Genomic DNA, 16,218 nt, shown 5'->3' with positions numbered 1-16,218 from the left:
AGTGTCAATCAGCTTATTATAGCAGTTGTATAGGGGGTCAGCAATATTTCTATTCTGTCACTCCGTCAAAAACAGACACAACCCATCGAATCCCCTGTCTTGATAGGTTTTGCAGCAGCCCAGCCGTTTTGTCCGCCATGGTATCCACCGAAGCTTGTTGTCCCTTGACGGCTAACAGTTCACGCGGTGTCTCCAGGTCCTGAGTATTGACATGCTGCGCAGTCGTCGAATACCACCTGGATGCCCCGAGTTCCGTCTGCTCCTCATTTTCTTCCCTTCCACTAGCTTCATTTATACCCGCTCCCGTTTTCGGCTCAACCTTAACATTTCCACTTGTGCTATACGTACCGCTATATGCACGAGCGTTAGCTGCGGGTGTATCCTCAATAACCGTCTGTTCATATCCGACTTTCTGTTGATTTACCGATTGAATCGTATCCCCGTTCCATTCCGGTCCATACACTGAACGCAGGCCAGATCCTGCCAGTTGCATACCCAGTAGAATACCTGCCCCCATGAGCAATACAAATCCAAGTGCTTTATTACGAAAATGTCCAGACATTACCTTCCCCCCCTTACCGCTACCTCATTTAATTGCCGCTGTTGCTCTTTTTTGTATCCGAAACGTTAGTGCCCGCTTTCTGAGCTTTCTGATCTTCCCAATACACTTCACCGATCATGTCCGCCAAAACGTCTGAGGTGCGTTTCAACTCCTCCTCGGTGTTGTCAATACCCCCGATTTCAATTAAAATGCTATGCGAAGATAAGCTTTGATTGTATTCACCGTTGTTGCCTTTGCCACCATCTTTCCCCCATACACCACGTGATACGCCATGATACGATTTTTCCAGCTTTTCATGAATACGAGCAGCAAAAGCTTCATTTTCGCGCCAATTTTTGTTGTCATGTCCGATAATAAAATACACCTTGGCATAAGAGAGCCCATTAATGGTTGCTGTTGTTTTTCCGTGACGTTGTGAATCTCGATGGATATCAAGCAAATAAGTTAAACCTTTATTTCCAGCTAAAGCTTCCTTGACTGTTTCGCGTGAATATTTATAGGAATAGTTCCAATTGTAATTTTGAACTGTAGTGGCATAATCTTTGTTTACATGCAGTGTGGATATCCCTTGCTTTTCCAGCCTCTTCTTTACGAAGTCCCCTACCCTTGACACATTGGCTGATTTAGAACCTGAATTGGGGTTGGAACTGGTTTTGCTGAGTAGTGGGTTATATGCTTCTCTGGGATGAGAATGGTAGATTAATATACGCTTGTCCCCTTTGGCCGTATCACCTGGATGATCTTCACGTGCCGGATCTGTTTGCGGTGTTGTCGGAATATCCGGCGTAGTAGTCGGTGGGTTCTCAGATGCATCTGAGCCACCAGGGGCATCCGTCGTTCCCTGATCGGGCTGATAATCCGTAGGACCCTCTACCTTTGTGTTCCCCGAACCCTTGCGCAGCAAGACAGGCGCTCCCGCAGACATGCCAGGAATTTCACGAGAAATGAGACTTTTGGGATCCTGCGGATTAATACCTGTAAGCATCTGAAAAACAAAAGGCGACCATTGTTCACCCGACAACGAAGATTGCTGCTTCTTTTGTGCCAAATGAGGTACTTCCATACCTAGCATATCCGCAAAAAAACCGCTAGACACCGAACCTGCCAATCCTTTCATCGAAGAAACAGGAGATGTTTGTAGACGATTTTCTGCCAATCCCCCTAGCCCCAAAACGACAAATAAAAGCGCCGAGCCCATGATCAGCAGCACAAGCGTATGTCCCATCGCCAAAATTTCGATACCTTTTCTTCTCCATCTTCCGACGTTCCAGGTCTGAATTTTTTTCATGTGAGCCTTGTCCTCCTTCGTCCCGTCGAAACCCGCTTTATATTCGGAACATAGGGTTCCTATCTGCTGCGGAAATCTCTTATACTTCAACTCTATGAACGGAGAACAATTGCTAGAACACAAAAAATCTCTACTACAGGTATATCACCTCCCTTTTTGAAAGAGAATTAGATTCCTGTTAAATAGAGACTTTCGTGTATCGAAATACGATTTTACCAACCCTTGATTAATGCGTATACGCGGCGACATTGCCAGGATCAACAGCTTCGTGCAGAGCAGCGTTCAATCCAGTAGCAATGATGTTCGCGATATCTTCAATAAATTCATCGATCTCTTTAGGAGTCACAATCAGATCATGCCCCAGCGGCTGCAGTACCTCTCTCACCAGCCCAAGTCTCTCAGGTTCTGAAATATCGTCCAACATCCCCAGGATTGCTTTTGTAGAAGCCTTTTCTTTGGTAAAATGTGTTTTCATCAGTTCGATTACGTTATTGACAATGGTAGAAGCGTAGCATACCGTCGGAACGCCGATAGCGATACACGGAACACCCATAATATCCTTGGTGATACCGCGCCGCTTGTTGCCAATACCTGAACCTGGATGTATCCCGATATCAGCCACCTGAATGGTCGTATTGACGCGCTCCAGTGAACGTGACGCCAGAGCGTCAATTGCAATAATCAGTTCTGGCTTTGTGCGATCCACGATGCCTTGAACGATTTCACTGGACTCGATCCCCGTAATACCCAGGACGCCCGGTGCAATTGCGCTCACATCTCGATAGCCCGGGTTGATTTGATCAGGTGTCAGTTCAAAAAATTGACGAGTCACCATCAAATTTTCAACGACAAGCGGCCCCAGCGAATCGGGAGTAACGTTCCAGTTGCCCAGACCTACCACCAGTACCTTTGCCGTATTAGAGATCCCTATTTTTTGTATAAAATGCTCCATTTCTTTTGCAAATGCAATAGCTACACGTTGCTGGAGCCCCGTGTCGCCTTCACGCAAGCCGGGTACTTCCAACGTGACGTAATGCCCTTGTACCCGCCCAATACGGTTGGCTCCTTCTTCATTCAGTACGTCCAGCCGTGTGATTTTGATTCCGTTATCTTCCTCCACGTTCTCACTTATGCCCGACAGAGGTACAGGCTGATCCCGTTCGGCCAGTTCTCTTGCCTCTAATGCCAAATCCGTGCGTACCGCATACTTCTGCAAATCCAGATCCATCTTTTAAGCCTCCTTGGATACCATCTTTGACTATAGTGTGCGAGACACCCAACAGGTTTATGCACATCCATTTTCATCCTGTAATTCGCATCGCCTCAGAATGTTTTCTTATTGCAATTTGAGGTGTGGCATGCTAAAATATTTTAAGTTGTGAAACGTTTGTGTTCATAAGTAATGCCTTTACAGGAGGTGAATGTAATGCCAAACATCAAATCCGCTATCAAACGCGTTAAAACTAGCGACAAACGCCGTGCGTTGAACGCTTCCCAAAAATCCGCGCTTCGTACAGCAGTAAAAGCTGCCGATACAGCGTTGGTAGGTAACGAAGCTGAAACTGCTGCTGCTGCTTTCAAAGTAGCTTCCCAAAAGCTGGACAAGGCTGTAACTAAAGGTCTGATCCACAAAAATGCAGCTGCTCGCAAGAAATCCCGCTTGGCGAAAAAACTTAACGCTCTTACAGCTCAAGCGTAAGCAAGAGCTACTTTCATACGTTAATGAAAAAAACCTGACCAGCCTTGGCTGATCAGGTTTTTTTAGTTTATAACTTTTGTTAATTTATAGAGTCAGCTTTCCACGCTACATGAGCTGACTCTATAACAGCACATGGGGGGATTAGATTGAAGCCCCCGCACCCATTTTCATCAAAAATAGCTCCAGTCCCAGTACCTTGTCAACGACACCTGTTTTCATATGATAATCGAGCTCGCCCAATTCGTAGAGAAGCTGACGCAGCTGCTCAGGACGGAACCTCCGCGCTTGGTCCCCTGCAACTTTCACCCCATAAGGATGCAAACTAAGCTGACTCGCAATTTGTTGCTGGGAATAGCTTTGACCTGCCAGCTCTTTGACCTGCAACATAATACGGAACTGTCGCGTGATCAAAGCGGCAATCTTGATCGGTTCCTCTTTTTGCTTAAGCAACTCATAAAAAATACTGAGCGCCTTATCCAGCCGCAAATTAGCCAGATCCTCAACCATCGCAAATACGTTTTGCTCTGTGTTACGAGGCACCAGGGATTCTATATCAGCGGATGAGATCGTTCCCTGTGCTCCTGCGTACAAGCAGAGCTTGTCTATCTCGGCAGCCAAGGATTGCAGCCCGGTACCTGTGAATTGAATGAGGCTTTCAGCAGCTCCTGCAGCCAATTGCACTTCTCTTTCTCCTGCACGCTTATGGATCCAAGCTATAAGATCATCTCCACCCATTGGAGCAAAAGCAATAACCGAAGCATCACTTTTCAGCTTTTTGACAATCTTTTTCCGTTCATCCAACTTTTCAGCCTGAACCGTAAAAACGATGACGCTATAGTCAGTCGGGTTATCCATATAAGTCAACAGCGTCTCAAGCCGGTGCTCTATCTTACCGCTATCTTTGCCTGCTGCAAATACACTGGTATCCCGTACAATAATCAGCTTCTTTGGCACCAGAAAAGGCGCTGTTTCCGCCTCCTCCACGACCACCTCAATTGGCGTTTCGGTTAAATCATAAGGAATGATGGCGAAGTCACGATGCTCCTCTTCCACCACTTTCTCTTTAAGCATCTCAACAAACTGCTTCATTTGATATTTTTCACTGCCGTATAGCAAATACACTGGCGAAATGTCGCCTTTGCGAATAGCCTTAGAGGCTGTTTTTACATCCATTTTCCGTTCCCCCCACCCACTGATCGTACCCGACATCCGACCGGAAGGCAAGTCATGATACAAACGAAGGGACCCTGCCTATAGACAGGATCCCTTCACCACCATCTATATCAACACGGCAGCAGAAAGCTCTAGAAACTTTCGGCCGTCGGGATACGACGTCGGTTCATATAGTATATTCTCTGTTTTTAAAAGTGTGCCAACTTACGGAAACTATTTTCCAGTGCTGCGCGGGACGGTGTACGTATATTTACTTGCTGTCCCATCCTGCTCCGTCTCATACATAAAGGTCTGGCTGTCTTCTGACCAGCTTCCTTTGACCCAGGCACCTTTTAGAGTACGGACTTCCAGTGTTGTTCGGTCTACACCGTTATCAGAAAGCTTATACACTTTCAGCTTTTTGCCCTCAATAGCCACCGCATAGCTACCATCTGGCGAGTTGAGCTGATCTGTAGAGGCAGATTGGGCACTATAGCTGGAAGCATTATTGTTGTCCGGAGAGACCAGTGAATTAGATACAAATCCTTCTTTACGAACCGGGTCTTGCGGCACGGATGATTGCTGATCATTAGAAGCTGCATTGCTGCTATCCGTTCCCAAGGCATTGCCCGAATCCTTTGTGATGCTTTTGGAAGTCGTTTCTTTCGACGTTTCATTTGACGCAATTCGATCCTGTACCTTCAAATCCTGACTAAGCGACGAAGAAGAATCATTCGTACTTGTATTACCATTATTATCGTCCTGAGCGGTACCCGTATCCGCTAGGGGTGCTTTTTCCATTTTCGGTTCCACCTGTTCAGCAGGAGCAATCGTGGATCGATCAGATTTTTCCTGACTTAACTGTTTGTCCTCAGATTTAGGAGCATCTCCAGCAGACGGATTTTCCTTTGTCACCTGACGATCCATACGTAGCTGCCCCTGCCCTTCATCCTGACGAGAAGAATGTTCAGCTGGTGCAGACTTCGTCGAATCTTCCTCCCCAGCTCGCTGATCGTCACGTTTCCCAGCATCCCGTTTGGAAGAGTTCTTTTCATCGTTTGCACCTTGTTTGCTCAGGTCAGGATCTTTATCCGCAGGTAGCTGAGATGCATCCGTTCCTTGCCCCTGCTCTGACGGCTGCTGTGTAGAATCCGAACCAATGGCTGCATCACGGCCTCCACTGCCATTGGCTGTACCTGGAAGAATTTCCGTCTGATTCTGCGGATTCGTCACTTCGGGCGTCTGGGTTGTAAGTATGCCTTCCGCATCCTGCACTGTTTTAGGCTCGAAGTTAAACACTACAATCCCCAGTACAACAGCAGCGGCAGCCACGCCCATGGCAGCGCGTCCAGCCATTCGGTTCCACCAAGGTGTAGGCTGGGTACTTTGTCTAGGCACTGGTCCAGGCTCTACAGCCACAGGCTGCATTTCCTGAAGCGCACTTCCCTGCTCTTCACGTGCGCGGTCAATGGCATCAAGCTGAGGCATGATGGAATCCACCAGGCTGAACGCCGGGGAAACCGCAGGCAATTCCTCCAGCTCGCGAGAGAGTGTCTGAAGAATAAGAAATTTTTCCGCACAGTCCGGGCAAGTCGCAATATGGTTCATTAATTGGGACGTCTCTTCTTCGCCCAGCTCATGATCCACATAACGCTGCATCCAATCCATCACCTCTTCCCCACACTTCATCCTGATACACCACCTTTCTGATATTCCTGAAGTAGCCCTTGCAATTGCTGTCTTGCACGATATAAGTATGACTTGACCGTATTTAGCGGCAAATCCAGAGAATCTGCAATCTCGTTATAGGAGAAATCCTGCAAATATCTTAAGACAATTACCGTCCGGTGGTGCTCCGGAAGTTGTTGTATAGCTTCACGAACATCCTGTGCCATGTAAGTGGTCAACACCTCGACCTCCACGTTTTGGGGATCGTTGAATATCATGTCGTGCTCGTCAATGGAAACCGAGGGCTTCGTTCTTCTGAATTTGTCGATGCATATATTCGTTACAATGCGTTGGACCCAGGTTTTAAACTGCGCTTTTTCCTCATAAGAGTTAATTTTGGAATAGATCCGTATGAGGGCTTCTTGTGAAGCATCCATGGCGTCCTGCTCATTGTTTAGAATGTAATATGCCGTACGGTATACATGCTGTTCTATCTCTCTTAATAGGGTAATGAGAGCGTCGCGATCGCCCGATTGAGCGGCTCGAATGAGTCCCTGCTCTACCACAAAGGATCCCCCTCTCCCTGCAATATTACAGACGTATCCCTTTTGCAAATTGTTGCAGGATAGACGTCTGACACTAATTTTATTTTTTTAACAAAAAAAATTATACCAAAAAGCCCAGAATCCCCAGCGTATCCTCCCTTAGAATAACAGAAAAAGGGAAGGTAGTCACCTTCCCCTAGCTCCTACATACATCTAAATGCTAGCCTATCGAGCTGCAAGATCATATTGTTACTTCTTGGAAACCAAAAAATCAGATATGAGTTCTAATTGATAAGTCAGAGCAATCGGATCTTGAAAATAAAAATCGTCGATTGAGTATTGATATACTTTACCTGATTTAACTGCAGAAAGGTTCTCCCACACACTTTTAGATAAAATATCTTTTCCTTGGTCTGTTCCGTCGCCTCTAATACCCAACATTAAATAATCGGCATCGCCCAGCATCTCCGGTAAAGCCTCTATTGAAATGCTGGCCCATCCCTTCTCGAACGCTGCCTTTTCTACCTTCTCAGGAGCATGAAGTCCCAGCTCATCATAAAGTATGGCTCCTCCACGTCCATAAGATTTTCCATATAGATATAATTCTTTTCCTGTAATCTCAAAAATAGCGATTTTTTTACCCGAATCAATGACGTCAGACAAAGCCTGTTTCTTCTCAGCAATCTTGGTTGCAAAATCAGCCAGGCAATTCTTCACTTCCTGCTCCTTGTTTAACACTTTGCCCAGCTCCATCAGACGGTCCTTATATTGATATTTACCATATGGAATATATACTGTAGGTGCTATTTTTTTCAGATTTTCATACGCTTTCTCATCATAGGTAATGATCAAATCCGGCTTCAGGGTGATTACCTTTTCAAGGGACAATGCGGAGCTGTCACCGATATTTGCAACACCATTCAAATATTTTTTATAGTATGGAGCATCAAATACAGTGTCTGGAGCCCCTACAGGTGTAATACCAAGTGCTAGCACATCACCTACATAATCATCGACTGCCACTACGACACGCTGGGGATGCTCAGGAAGAGTAATTGTACCTTTATCACTTTCATATGTACGTGTGGCAGCTTCATCTCCAGTTGATGTGGTCTTGAGAGCAGTCGATTGACCGCTTTCTGTTACAGTCCCACCCCCACTTGTAGCGCATGCGCTCAATATCAGCATTAACGAAATGATGAACAAACAAGCTGATGCTCTGAATTTAAAATAACTCACAATATTCCTCCCATTAATAATGATTCTCATTTTCATTACTCATATGATTCTATCAAAGCTTACAGCTACTGTCCATGCAGATTGGATTCAAAGCAAACAGCCCACTCCTGAGAGTGAGCACCCATTTTAATGTGTTGTTGTACTGATAAAAAAGGATAGAAAAAACTATTTAGCGTTGGTACCGCACACTCAGTTTTCCTTGCTGCGCTCGAATCTGTATCTCTCCCATCGTATCTGTTCGATATATAGCAGAATTAACTGCTGATAAACGTTCCAATACCGCTTCATTCGGATGTCCGTAAGTATTGGTCGCACCGACCGAAATAACAGATACTTTCGGTCGCCAGTAGGATAACCACTCTTCCGAGGTGGAGTACTTGCTGCCGTGATGTGCTATTTTCATGACATCTATAGCTTTCCTAACTTCCCCCGTTGCTCCCCCATCTTTCACACTTGATGAAAAACGAGTTAATTCAGAGAGCAACGACGACTCTGCTGCATCATCCATATCTCCTGTGAACAAAAAAGAGGCTCCCTCCATCTCCAATATCATGGCAACAGAGTAATGATTCTGTTCCTTCATAACAGGCAACTGCTCAGATTCGTTCTCCGGTAGTGTAAACGGATAGAGAAAGCGGATTTTCGTAGCCTGGTCTGGTTCCCATTCCATACTATGATGTGCACCATACAGCTTGATCTGCTTGTCTAAAGCCGTGTTCAACAGCTTACGGAATGGGGTTTTATCTGTCAGGGTACCGTTAAAAAACAAGGTAGATACAGGAATCTGGTCAAGCACAGCCTGTAGTCCTCCGGCATGATCATGATCTCCATGCGTTAAAATGACAGCGTCCAGGCGATGCACACCTCGTTGCTTTAGCAAGGGTACAATCGTATCTTCACCCACCTCGTAGGGATCTGCACGCTTGCGCCAAGCATTTTTCCCTGTCGCAAAATCCATTGTACCCCCACCATCAACCAAGATATGTTTCCCGCCCGGCGTTGTAATTAAAATGCTGTCACCTTGGCCCACATCCAGATATTGAACAATTCCCGTATTTGCCTCACCAGGAGATTGGTAACCTGTATACAATATTCCAAGCCAAGCAATAACACTTAGAGCCAGTGCCAAATGACGATAACCATTCCACTGTCGACGAGCAAATTTCCCTGCTCCCTCAGGTTCAGGAGCCGTATGCAATATAGCCGCCCATTCTGGAGAAGCTGCTAATCCTGTATATATAGGTGATGAAATGGCAGTAGAATTCAAGACGGTAATGTCGTTCGTTTGCCTGCGGGATGTCAGCCACCTTTTGAGCCAGTACAAAACACTGTACAGAGCTGCGTAATACGCCATGACCCACAGGATGGAAGAAGACGGCCAAATACTCACATAAGCATCATCTACATTCAGCCATTTCACTAGTAAAAAGGTCAAATCGTTCAATTGCTCTGCCGGCCACGCAAGAATACGAGCCCCATCCCCCCACAAAAAGGAAAGCCCCATCGCCACCGTACCTAATGGAAGCACGATATATGTAATAAGGGGTACAAGCACAAAATTGGCCGCAAATGATAACAACGAAAATTGATTAAAGTAGAATACCGTCATTGGAAACGAAACAAGCTGTGCCGTAATTGTAATCGCAACTTCACCGCCGATTAGGAAAGGCCATTTGGCGAAAAACGGCTTCATAAGCGGCATATAAATGAGCAACCCACCTGTCACCAAAAAGGAAAGCTGAAAGCTGACACTAAGTAGATAATATGGATTCCAAATCAGCATGAGCAACGCGGATATACTTAGAATATTAAGTCCGTCTTTGAGCATACCTCGTCGGGCTGCAAACAAGCCGATCATCGCCATAATTCCCGCCCTCACAACAGAGGGAGAAGCACCTGTCAGCAGGACATAAGCCGGAATGAGTATCATCACGACCGTAAGAGATGTCTCGCGGCTAACTCTTAGTAGCTTGAGTAAATATAATAGTGTAGCTGCATATACCGCCACATGCATCCCCGATATTGCTAAAATATGCGTTAAACCAAGCTGCGTAAACTCGTTATACGTTGCTGGGTCCAACTCATCTGTTACCCCAAGTACCAGTCCTTTCATATATCCCGCGTGATGAAGTGATGTAAATGCCGATTCCATTCTCTGCCCTAGCTGCTCCCTAAGCTGATCATTCCATCTGAACAAAGTGTAGCGGTTCCAAAGTGAAGCCTCCTGCTTCTGTAACGAGGCTGCCCCATCGCCTTTGAAAAGCCAGTGGATTTCCTGTGTGTGCAGGTATTCACTGTAATCAAAGCTACCAAAGTTCCCCGCTTTTGCAGGAGCCTTTAAGGTGCCACGCAGTAGGATTGCATCTCCACGTTGCCACGCTGCCGCAAGTTGCTGTTCCTGCTTGGCAGCCAACTTGATATGAACAATGACCTGTTCCGAAATTAGTGCACGATTCTCGTCCTTTTTCGAATGACTTCCGTAGTGATTGATTGAGGTGACTCTCATCTCAAACTGTGTTCGATCACCATCTACCTGTACTTCAGAAGCGATAAGCCCTGCTGCTTGAACAGACATGTCTTCCACCATAGAAGACGATACATGGAGAGCATCGGGAATACTGCTAACATTATGCGTATCATGCCAATACCAATGAAATCCACCACCGCTGAATGCAAGCCAAAGTAATACCATATGCCGGATGGGGATTTTCATCCATAAAGCTATAAGCGGAAAGATCAGGGTAACCCCCGCCCAGAGCAACAAAAGCATCCGTCCAGAATACAGACATGCCCCTGCACTTCCTGTAATCCAACAAACAGTAAGGGTCAATATAGGTCTAGTTAACACAAGTTTAGCTTGAATACAATCACCTTCCGGTAGGAAACATTGCTTTCTGTCCAAAAAACACAAAACAAAAAGAACCTCTGACAAAATAGCATTTGTCAGAGGTTCTTCCTCGTTTACTTTTTAATTCATTACATCCATCAGCGTTTCTTTCGGTGGATGATAGGTCTTCAGCATACGAAAGGCGATTCCCTTTTCCTCCATCATAGCACGAACCTTGTCGGCATCTTTGGGATAAGGTCTGTGGTATACAATCTCCACAATACCGCTGTTCGCCAACATATTGGCACACGTCCAGCATGGCTGGTCGGTGACATATACTGAAGAGCCTTCACGATCAATTCGGTCAGTAAACAGTAGCAGGTTCTGCTCCGCATGAATAGTACGAATACAACGCTGCTTCTTAACCATTTCCTCGCGCCCATCACGGTGAACGACCTCATACTCCTCTGAGATCATACAGCCTGCCTCAGAACAGTCAGGCACCCCGGATGGTGCTCCATTATAGGCCGTCCCCAAGAGCTTTTTACCTTGTACAAGTACGGCTCCAACATGACGCCGCGCACAGCGCGAACGGGTGGATACCATATAAGCGATATCCATGAAATAGGTGTCCCAGTCCTTGCGTACATCTGCACTCATTTCCATCTCTCCCGTATAAACAAGTTAAAACGTAAACCATATCCGCTACCGCCGTTCTCAGGGCCTGTACATTGTAATCTTATATAAGTTACAAGCTGACATACGGCTTCATTTTCGCCAACATTTTAGCTCCGATTCCCTTTACATGATCCAAATCGTTCACACGTTTGAACGCCCCATGCTGATTACGGTAGTTCAAAATAGCCTCGGCTTTTTTAGCCCCAACCCCTGGTAGCTCCATTAACTCGGCAGCAGTCGCCGTGTTGATGTTTACCTTTTTTTCGCCGGAAACGGGTGTAGTAACCGAATCACTTACCGTATTGGTCCTACTCGTCGTTGCACCACTCGAACTAACAATACCTGTGTCTGAGCTCGGATTCGCAACACCTGACTGCTTTACGGTACTTGAATTTCCCGCAATAGAGTTTTCGCTCACAGCAGCAGATACACCAGTAGAAATCTGCACAGTATCACGTTTCACATTGGCAGCGGCTTCGGTATTCGTACTGCGCTCAGCTTTGTCTGAGGGTTCTTTTACAGCAGGCTTTTTCTGGGCATAGTCACTGCTGCGCTGCGACTCATTTGGCTCTGAATCCATCGCCACAGCCTGCTCCACCTTATGGTTAAGTAAAGTCCACTCTTCTTGCGGCTCAGAGCGCTGTCCTCCGGCAAATAAAATAAGTCCACTCCCGATTACAGCAAGCGTTATCGCTGTTCCTGTCCATACGCGTTTCATTTCCGTATCGTCCCCTACTCCACATGGATTTCGGGAAATTGAGCCGACTGAAAACACCGTCTCAATCAAACAGAGCAAGTCTGTTCAATTCCCGTTAAACCGGAGGGTGCAAACAACCTCCATACGGTCTCGCTGTGAGCATTTTTACAAAAAAGTGGTACGACCCCGGGCACGATCTAACATGCTCAGACATAAAATTCGTCATGTCGGCCAAGACCAGGCGCATACACTAAGAAGAATGACAGCTGACAGCACAGCGTCTATACCGCAAAGTATGAAAGGAGGACGTTGAACAATGAAAGTTGGATTTATCGGGACTGGCAGCATGGGAAGTCTGCTAATTGAGTCTTTTATTAATTCTAACGCACTCAAGCCGCAGCAAATATCAGCAAGCAATCGAACGCATTCCAAGGTAACCGAGCTAGCCCGTCGTTATCCAGGTTTGCATGCAGCCCAAAGCAACCGTGAAACGGCAGCGGAAAGCGATGTTTTGTTTATCTGTGTGAAGCCGCTGGAATCAAAAGCCGTAACGGATGAAATACGCAACGTCATTACAGAAGAGCAAATCGTCGTATCTATCACAAGCCCGGTGCAGATTCGTATTTTGGAGCATGCACTGAAAGCCAAAGTGTCCAAAATTATTCCCAGTATCACCCACCAAGTGGGCAGCGGAGCCTCACTATGCATCCATGGAAGCCGGATTACAGAGGAGGACCGCACCCTTCTGGAAGAGCTTATGTCCCACATCAGCAGGCCGATTCGGGTTAAAGAATCTTATACTCGAATCACGTCGGATTTTTCGAGTTGCGGTCCTGCTTTCTTGGCCTTTTTTATGGACCAGTGGATTCAAGCCGCAGTTCAAGCTACAGGTATAGACCGTACGGAGCTATGCGCCCTGGCCGGTGAAATGATCATCGGCACTGGAAAGCTGCTCACGGAAGGCGGGATGACACCAGCCGAGTTACAGGCCAGAGTAGCGGTTCCCGGAGGTATTACTGCCGAAGCTCTCGCACTGTTGGACATCAGCCTGCATAGTGTCTTTCCCGAGCTGATACAGGCCACGCACAACAAGTATGAAGAAGACATGCAAAAGGTGGATGTCTCCTTCGGCTTAAAGCCAATTAACCGGCAACAATATTAACCAGCTTACCTGGAACAGCAATTACCTTGCGGATCGTTTTGCCGGCCAGTGCCTGCTGAACATTGTCCAACGACACAGCGAATGCTTCCATCGCTTTACCATCAAGATCCTTGGCAATCGTTGCACGCTGCACAATTTTACCATTCACTTGCACAACAATTTCCACTTCGGCGTCCACCGTCCATGCTTCATCATAAGCAGGCCAGGCCGCGTAGGTAATGCTATCATTGTGCCCCAGCAGCTGCCACAATTCCTCGGCCAGATGGGGTGCAAGCGGCGACAGCATTTGCACGAAGTTTTCCATTGCTGCACGCGGCAGAAGGTCTGCTTTGTATGCATCGTTGGTGAAGATCATCAGCTGGCTGATCGCTGTATTGAAGCGCAGTGCATCCAGATCTTCGGTTACTTTTTTCAGCGTTTTATGCCAAGTACGATTGAACTCATCGCTAACGCCGTCATTTGTAATTTTATCGTTCAGGCTACCATCCTCGGAAACAAACAGGCGCCATACGCGGGACAGAAAACGATGTGCTCCCTCTACCCCATTCTCATTCCATGGCTTGGTCGCTTCCAGCGGCCCCATAAACATCTCATAAATACGCAGCGTATCGGCGCCAAACGTATTGACAATATCATCAGGATTAATGACATTACCGCGTGATTTACTCATTTTTTCATTGTTGTTGCCCAAAATCATACCCTGGTTGACCAGCTTATAAAAAGGCTCTTTCGTTTCCACTACGCCGATATCATACAGTACCTTATGCCAGAAACGGGCATACAGCAAGTGAAGAACCGCATGTTCCGCTCCGCCAATATACAAATCAACAGGCATCCATTCACGTTGTTTCTCTTTGGATACAAGCTCTTTGTCATTTTTCGGATCAATAAAGCGCAGGTAATACCAGCAACTGCCTGCCCATTGCGGCATTGTATTTGTCTCGCGGCGTGCTTTCATACCTGTCTCAGGATCAATGGTTTCGATCCAATCTGTTGCGTTCGCCAGCGGGGATTCACCTGTACCGGAAGGCTTGATATTGTCCATCTCCGGTAGTACGAGCGGAAGTTGGTCCTCAGGAACCGTTTTGATCGTTCCATCTTCCAGATGAATTACCGGAATCGGCTCGCCCCAATAGCGTTGACGGCTGAACAACCAGTCACGCAGGCGATAGGTGACTTTGCCGTGTCCTTTGCCCTCAGCTTCCAGCCATTCAATCATCTTCGGAATCGCTTCCTCGTTGGTAAGTCCATTCAGCGGGCCGGAATTGACGTGCGGTCCATCCTCAGTATATGGCTCATTAGCCACATCTCCACCTTGGACAACCTCAATGATATTCAATCCGAATTGCTTGGCAAATTCCCAGTCACGCGCATCGTGAGCAGGTACAGCCATAATCGCTCCAGTTCCGTAGCCTGCAAGTACATAGTCAGCAATCCAGATCGGCAGCTTTTCGCCGTTCACCGGATTCACTGCATAAGCTCCTGTGAATACGCCTGTTTTATCCTTGGCCAGATCCGTACGCTCCAGATCGCTTTTACGAGCAGCTTGTTCACGGTACTGTTGTACAGCATCCTTTTGCTCAGGCGTAGTGATAATATCCACCAATTCCTGCTCTGGTGCCAGCACACAGTAGCTTGCGCCGAACAGTGTATCTGGACGGGTTGTAAACACTGTGAGTTGCTCGTCATAGCCTTCAATTGGAAAACGAACCTCTGCCCCGGTAGACTTACCGATCCAGTTCCGCTGCATATCCTTAATACTCTCAGACCAATCCAGTTCCTCCAGATCCTCCAGCAGACGATCCGCGTATTCCGTAATTTTCAGCATCCATTGACGCATTGGTTTACGGACGACCGGATGACCGCCACGCTCACTCTTACCGTCAATAACTTCTTCATTCGCTAGCACCGTTCCCAGCGCCGGGCACCAGTTCACAGGTACTTCAGCTACATATGCAAGGCCGCGCTTGTACAGCTGGATGAAGATCCACTGTGTCCATTTGTAATAATCAGGATCCGTCGTGCTGATTTCACGATCCCAGTCGTAGGAGAAGCCGAGCGATTTGATTTGACGGCGGAAGTTATTTACATTTTTCACCGTAATTTCGCGTGGGTGCTCCCCTGTATCCAGCGCATGCTGCTCGGCAGGCAGACCGAAGGCGTCCCAACCCATCGGATGCAGTACGTTGTAGCCGCGCATTCTTTTATATCGTGAAACAATATCCGTAGCTGTGTAGCCCTCTGGGTGGCCTACATGTAGGCCGGCTCCAGATGGGTACGGAAACATATCCAAAGCATAAAACTTCGGTTTGCCCGGCTCTTCCCCGGTACGGAACGTCTTGTTCTCATCCCAATATTTCTGCCATTTTGGTTCAATACTTTGCGGTTGATAGCCGTGCTTCGGCTGTGTGTCTGTCATTGTCTTTTCCTCCTCAAACGGTATGCAACAAAAAAACCTCTGCATCCCGTAGCGTGTCAGCGCTAGGGACGAGAGGTTATATTCCCGTGGTACCACCCTAGTTAGCAGAAAGCGTTCTTCGCGTTCTACTCCCTTTGCACCTGATAACGGAGGTGATCCGATGCGGGTTAATAACAGGATACAAGCACCTGTATAGGGCGTTCCTGCGTTGGACGCATATCTCCGAGGCGAGTTCACTTTGCACTGTCAACCGGCTTGCACCACCCGCCAGCTCTCTACATG

Annotated in this window: 14 protein-coding genes and 1 other annotated feature (1 of these 15 cut by a window edge); of the genes, 2 read left to right on the top strand and 12 right to left on the bottom strand. The window is 47.0% G+C overall.

Annotated elements, in window-relative coordinates; all coding sequences use genetic code 11:
* Nucleotides 1-49: 49 nt before the first annotated feature.
* The 3 genes from NSQ58_RS10930 to gpr all read right to left on the bottom strand — a co-directional run bounded on the left by NSQ58_RS10930 (nt 50) and on the right by gpr (nt 3,078).
* Nucleotides 50-562, bottom strand: a complete 513-nt coding sequence (locus tag NSQ58_RS10930) for a hypothetical protein (protein ID WP_023989516.1) — start codon at nt 560-562, stop codon at nt 50-52.
* 28 nt (nt 563-590) lie between these two features.
* The gene (locus NSQ58_RS10925; protein WP_023989517.1) at nt 591-1,850 is read right to left on the bottom strand and encodes a stage II sporulation protein P; all 1,260 of its coding nucleotides are present in this window, start codon (nt 1,848-1,850) and stop codon (nt 591-593) included.
* 226 nt (nt 1,851-2,076) lie between these two features.
* Complete coding sequence (gene gpr / locus NSQ58_RS10920; protein ID WP_023989518.1) at nt 2,077-3,078, bottom strand: GPR endopeptidase; 1,002 nt, start codon at nt 3,076-3,078, stop codon at nt 2,077-2,079.
* Between the two features lie 198 nt (nt 3,079-3,276).
* On the opposite strand from gpr, the gene rpsT reads away from it, so the two are divergent.
* On the top strand, nt 3,277-3,549 hold the full coding sequence (gene rpsT, locus NSQ58_RS10915; RefSeq protein WP_013311181.1) for a 30S ribosomal protein S20: 273 nt from the start codon (nt 3,277-3,279) through the stop codon (nt 3,547-3,549).
* Between the two features lie 141 nt (nt 3,550-3,690).
* On the opposite strand, the gene holA is transcribed toward rpsT, so the two are convergent.
* The 8 genes from holA to NSQ58_RS10875 form a co-directional block, all read right to left on the bottom strand.
* The gene (gene holA / locus NSQ58_RS10910; RefSeq protein ID WP_013311182.1) at nt 3,691-4,722 is read right to left on the bottom strand and encodes a DNA polymerase III subunit delta; all 1,032 of its coding nucleotides are present in this window, start codon (nt 4,720-4,722) and stop codon (nt 3,691-3,693) included.
* A gap of 213 nt (nt 4,723-4,935) precedes the next feature.
* A complete protein-coding gene (locus NSQ58_RS10905; RefSeq protein WP_341057386.1) occupies nt 4,936-6,390 on the bottom strand; it encodes an anti-sigma factor in 1,455 nt (484 codons plus the stop codon).
* A complete protein-coding gene (locus NSQ58_RS10900; protein WP_023989520.1) occupies nt 6,387-6,935 on the bottom strand; it encodes an RNA polymerase sigma factor in 549 nt (182 codons plus the stop codon). Before NSQ58_RS10900 ends, NSQ58_RS10905 begins: the two co-directional genes overlap by 4 nt.
* 228 nt (nt 6,936-7,163) lie before the next feature.
* On the bottom strand, nt 7,164-8,153 hold the full coding sequence (locus NSQ58_RS10895) for an iron-hydroxamate ABC transporter substrate-binding protein (RefSeq protein ID WP_341057384.1): 990 nt from the start codon (nt 8,151-8,153) through the stop codon (nt 7,164-7,166).
* A 169-nt stretch (nt 8,154-8,322) separates the two neighbouring features.
* Nucleotides 8,323-10,860: a DNA internalization-related competence protein ComEC/Rec2 gene (locus NSQ58_RS10890; RefSeq protein ID WP_341057774.1), complete on the bottom strand. Its 2,538-nt coding sequence runs from the start codon at nt 10,858-10,860 to the stop codon at nt 8,323-8,325.
* Entirely contained in the window at nt 10,790-10,942 is a 153-nt protein-coding gene (locus NSQ58_RS10885; protein ID WP_252508906.1) for a hypothetical protein, read from the bottom strand. Before NSQ58_RS10885 ends, NSQ58_RS10890 begins: the two co-directional genes overlap by 71 nt.
* Nucleotides 10,943-11,121: 179 nt before the next feature.
* Complete coding sequence (locus NSQ58_RS10880) at nt 11,122-11,640, bottom strand: deoxycytidylate deaminase (protein ID WP_025723414.1); 519 nt, start codon at nt 11,638-11,640, stop codon at nt 11,122-11,124.
* 88 nt (nt 11,641-11,728) lie between these two features.
* On the bottom strand, nt 11,729-12,376 hold the full coding sequence (locus tag NSQ58_RS10875) for a ComEA family DNA-binding protein (protein ID WP_341057382.1): 648 nt from the start codon (nt 12,374-12,376) through the stop codon (nt 11,729-11,731).
* Between the two features lie 295 nt (nt 12,377-12,671).
* On the opposite strand from NSQ58_RS10875, the gene comER reads away from it, so the two are divergent.
* A complete protein-coding gene (comER, locus tag NSQ58_RS10870) occupies nt 12,672-13,517 on the top strand; it encodes a late competence protein ComER (RefSeq protein ID WP_028540440.1) in 846 nt (281 codons plus the stop codon).
* Here the strand turns inward: comER and leuS are convergent.
* The gene (leuS, locus tag NSQ58_RS10865) at nt 13,498-15,936 is read right to left on the bottom strand and encodes a leucine--tRNA ligase (RefSeq protein WP_341057381.1); all 2,439 of its coding nucleotides are present in this window, start codon (nt 15,934-15,936) and stop codon (nt 13,498-13,500) included. The genes comER and leuS overlap by 20 nt on opposite strands.
* A gap of 61 nt (nt 15,937-15,997) precedes the next feature.
* Nucleotides 15,998-16,218: a binding site (T-box leader), on the bottom strand; it runs 37 nt beyond the window's last position.

It is taken from the genome of Paenibacillus sp. FSL M7-0134, assembly GCF_038007865.1.
Taxonomy (GTDB): Bacteria; Bacillota; Bacilli; order Paenibacillales; family Paenibacillaceae; genus Paenibacillus; species Paenibacillus polymyxa_B.
The sequence above is the reverse complement of the archived record's forward strand: the minus strand, read 5'-3'. Positions and strand labels throughout refer to the sequence as shown.

Coding starts and splice junctions, on each gene's coding strand:
- NSQ58_RS10930 (WP_023989516.1), bottom strand. CDS start 562: ATGTCTGGACATTTTCGTAATAAAGCACTTGGATTTGTATTGCTCATG.
- NSQ58_RS10925 (WP_023989517.1), bottom strand. CDS start 1,850: ATGAAAAAAATTCAGACCTGGAACGTCGGAAGATGGAGAAGAAAAGGT.
- gpr (WP_023989518.1), bottom strand. CDS start 3,078: ATGGATCTGGATTTGCAGAAGTATGCGGTACGCACGGATTTGGCATTA.
- rpsT (WP_013311181.1), top strand. CDS start 3,277: ATGCCAAACATCAAATCCGCTATCAAACGCGTTAAAACTAGCGACAAA.
- holA (WP_013311182.1), bottom strand. CDS start 4,722: ATGGATGTAAAAACAGCCTCTAAGGCTATTCGCAAAGGCGACATTTCG.
- NSQ58_RS10905 (WP_341057386.1), bottom strand. CDS start 6,390: ATGAAGTGTGGGGAAGAGGTGATGGATTGGATGCAGCGTTATGTGGAT.
- NSQ58_RS10885 (WP_252508906.1), bottom strand. CDS start 10,942: ATGTCTGTATTCTGGACGGATGCTTTTGTTGCTCTGGGCGGGGGTTAC.
- NSQ58_RS10880 (WP_025723414.1), bottom strand. CDS start 11,640: ATGAGTGCAGATGTACGCAAGGACTGGGACACCTATTTCATGGATATC.
- NSQ58_RS10875 (WP_341057382.1), bottom strand. CDS start 12,376: ATGAAACGCGTATGGACAGGAACAGCGATAACGCTTGCTGTAATCGGG.
- comER (WP_028540440.1), top strand. CDS start 12,672: ATGAAAGTTGGATTTATCGGGACTGGCAGCATGGGAAGTCTGCTAATT.
- leuS (WP_341057381.1), bottom strand. CDS start 15,936: ATGACAGACACACAGCCGAAGCACGGCTATCAACCGCAAAGTATTGAA.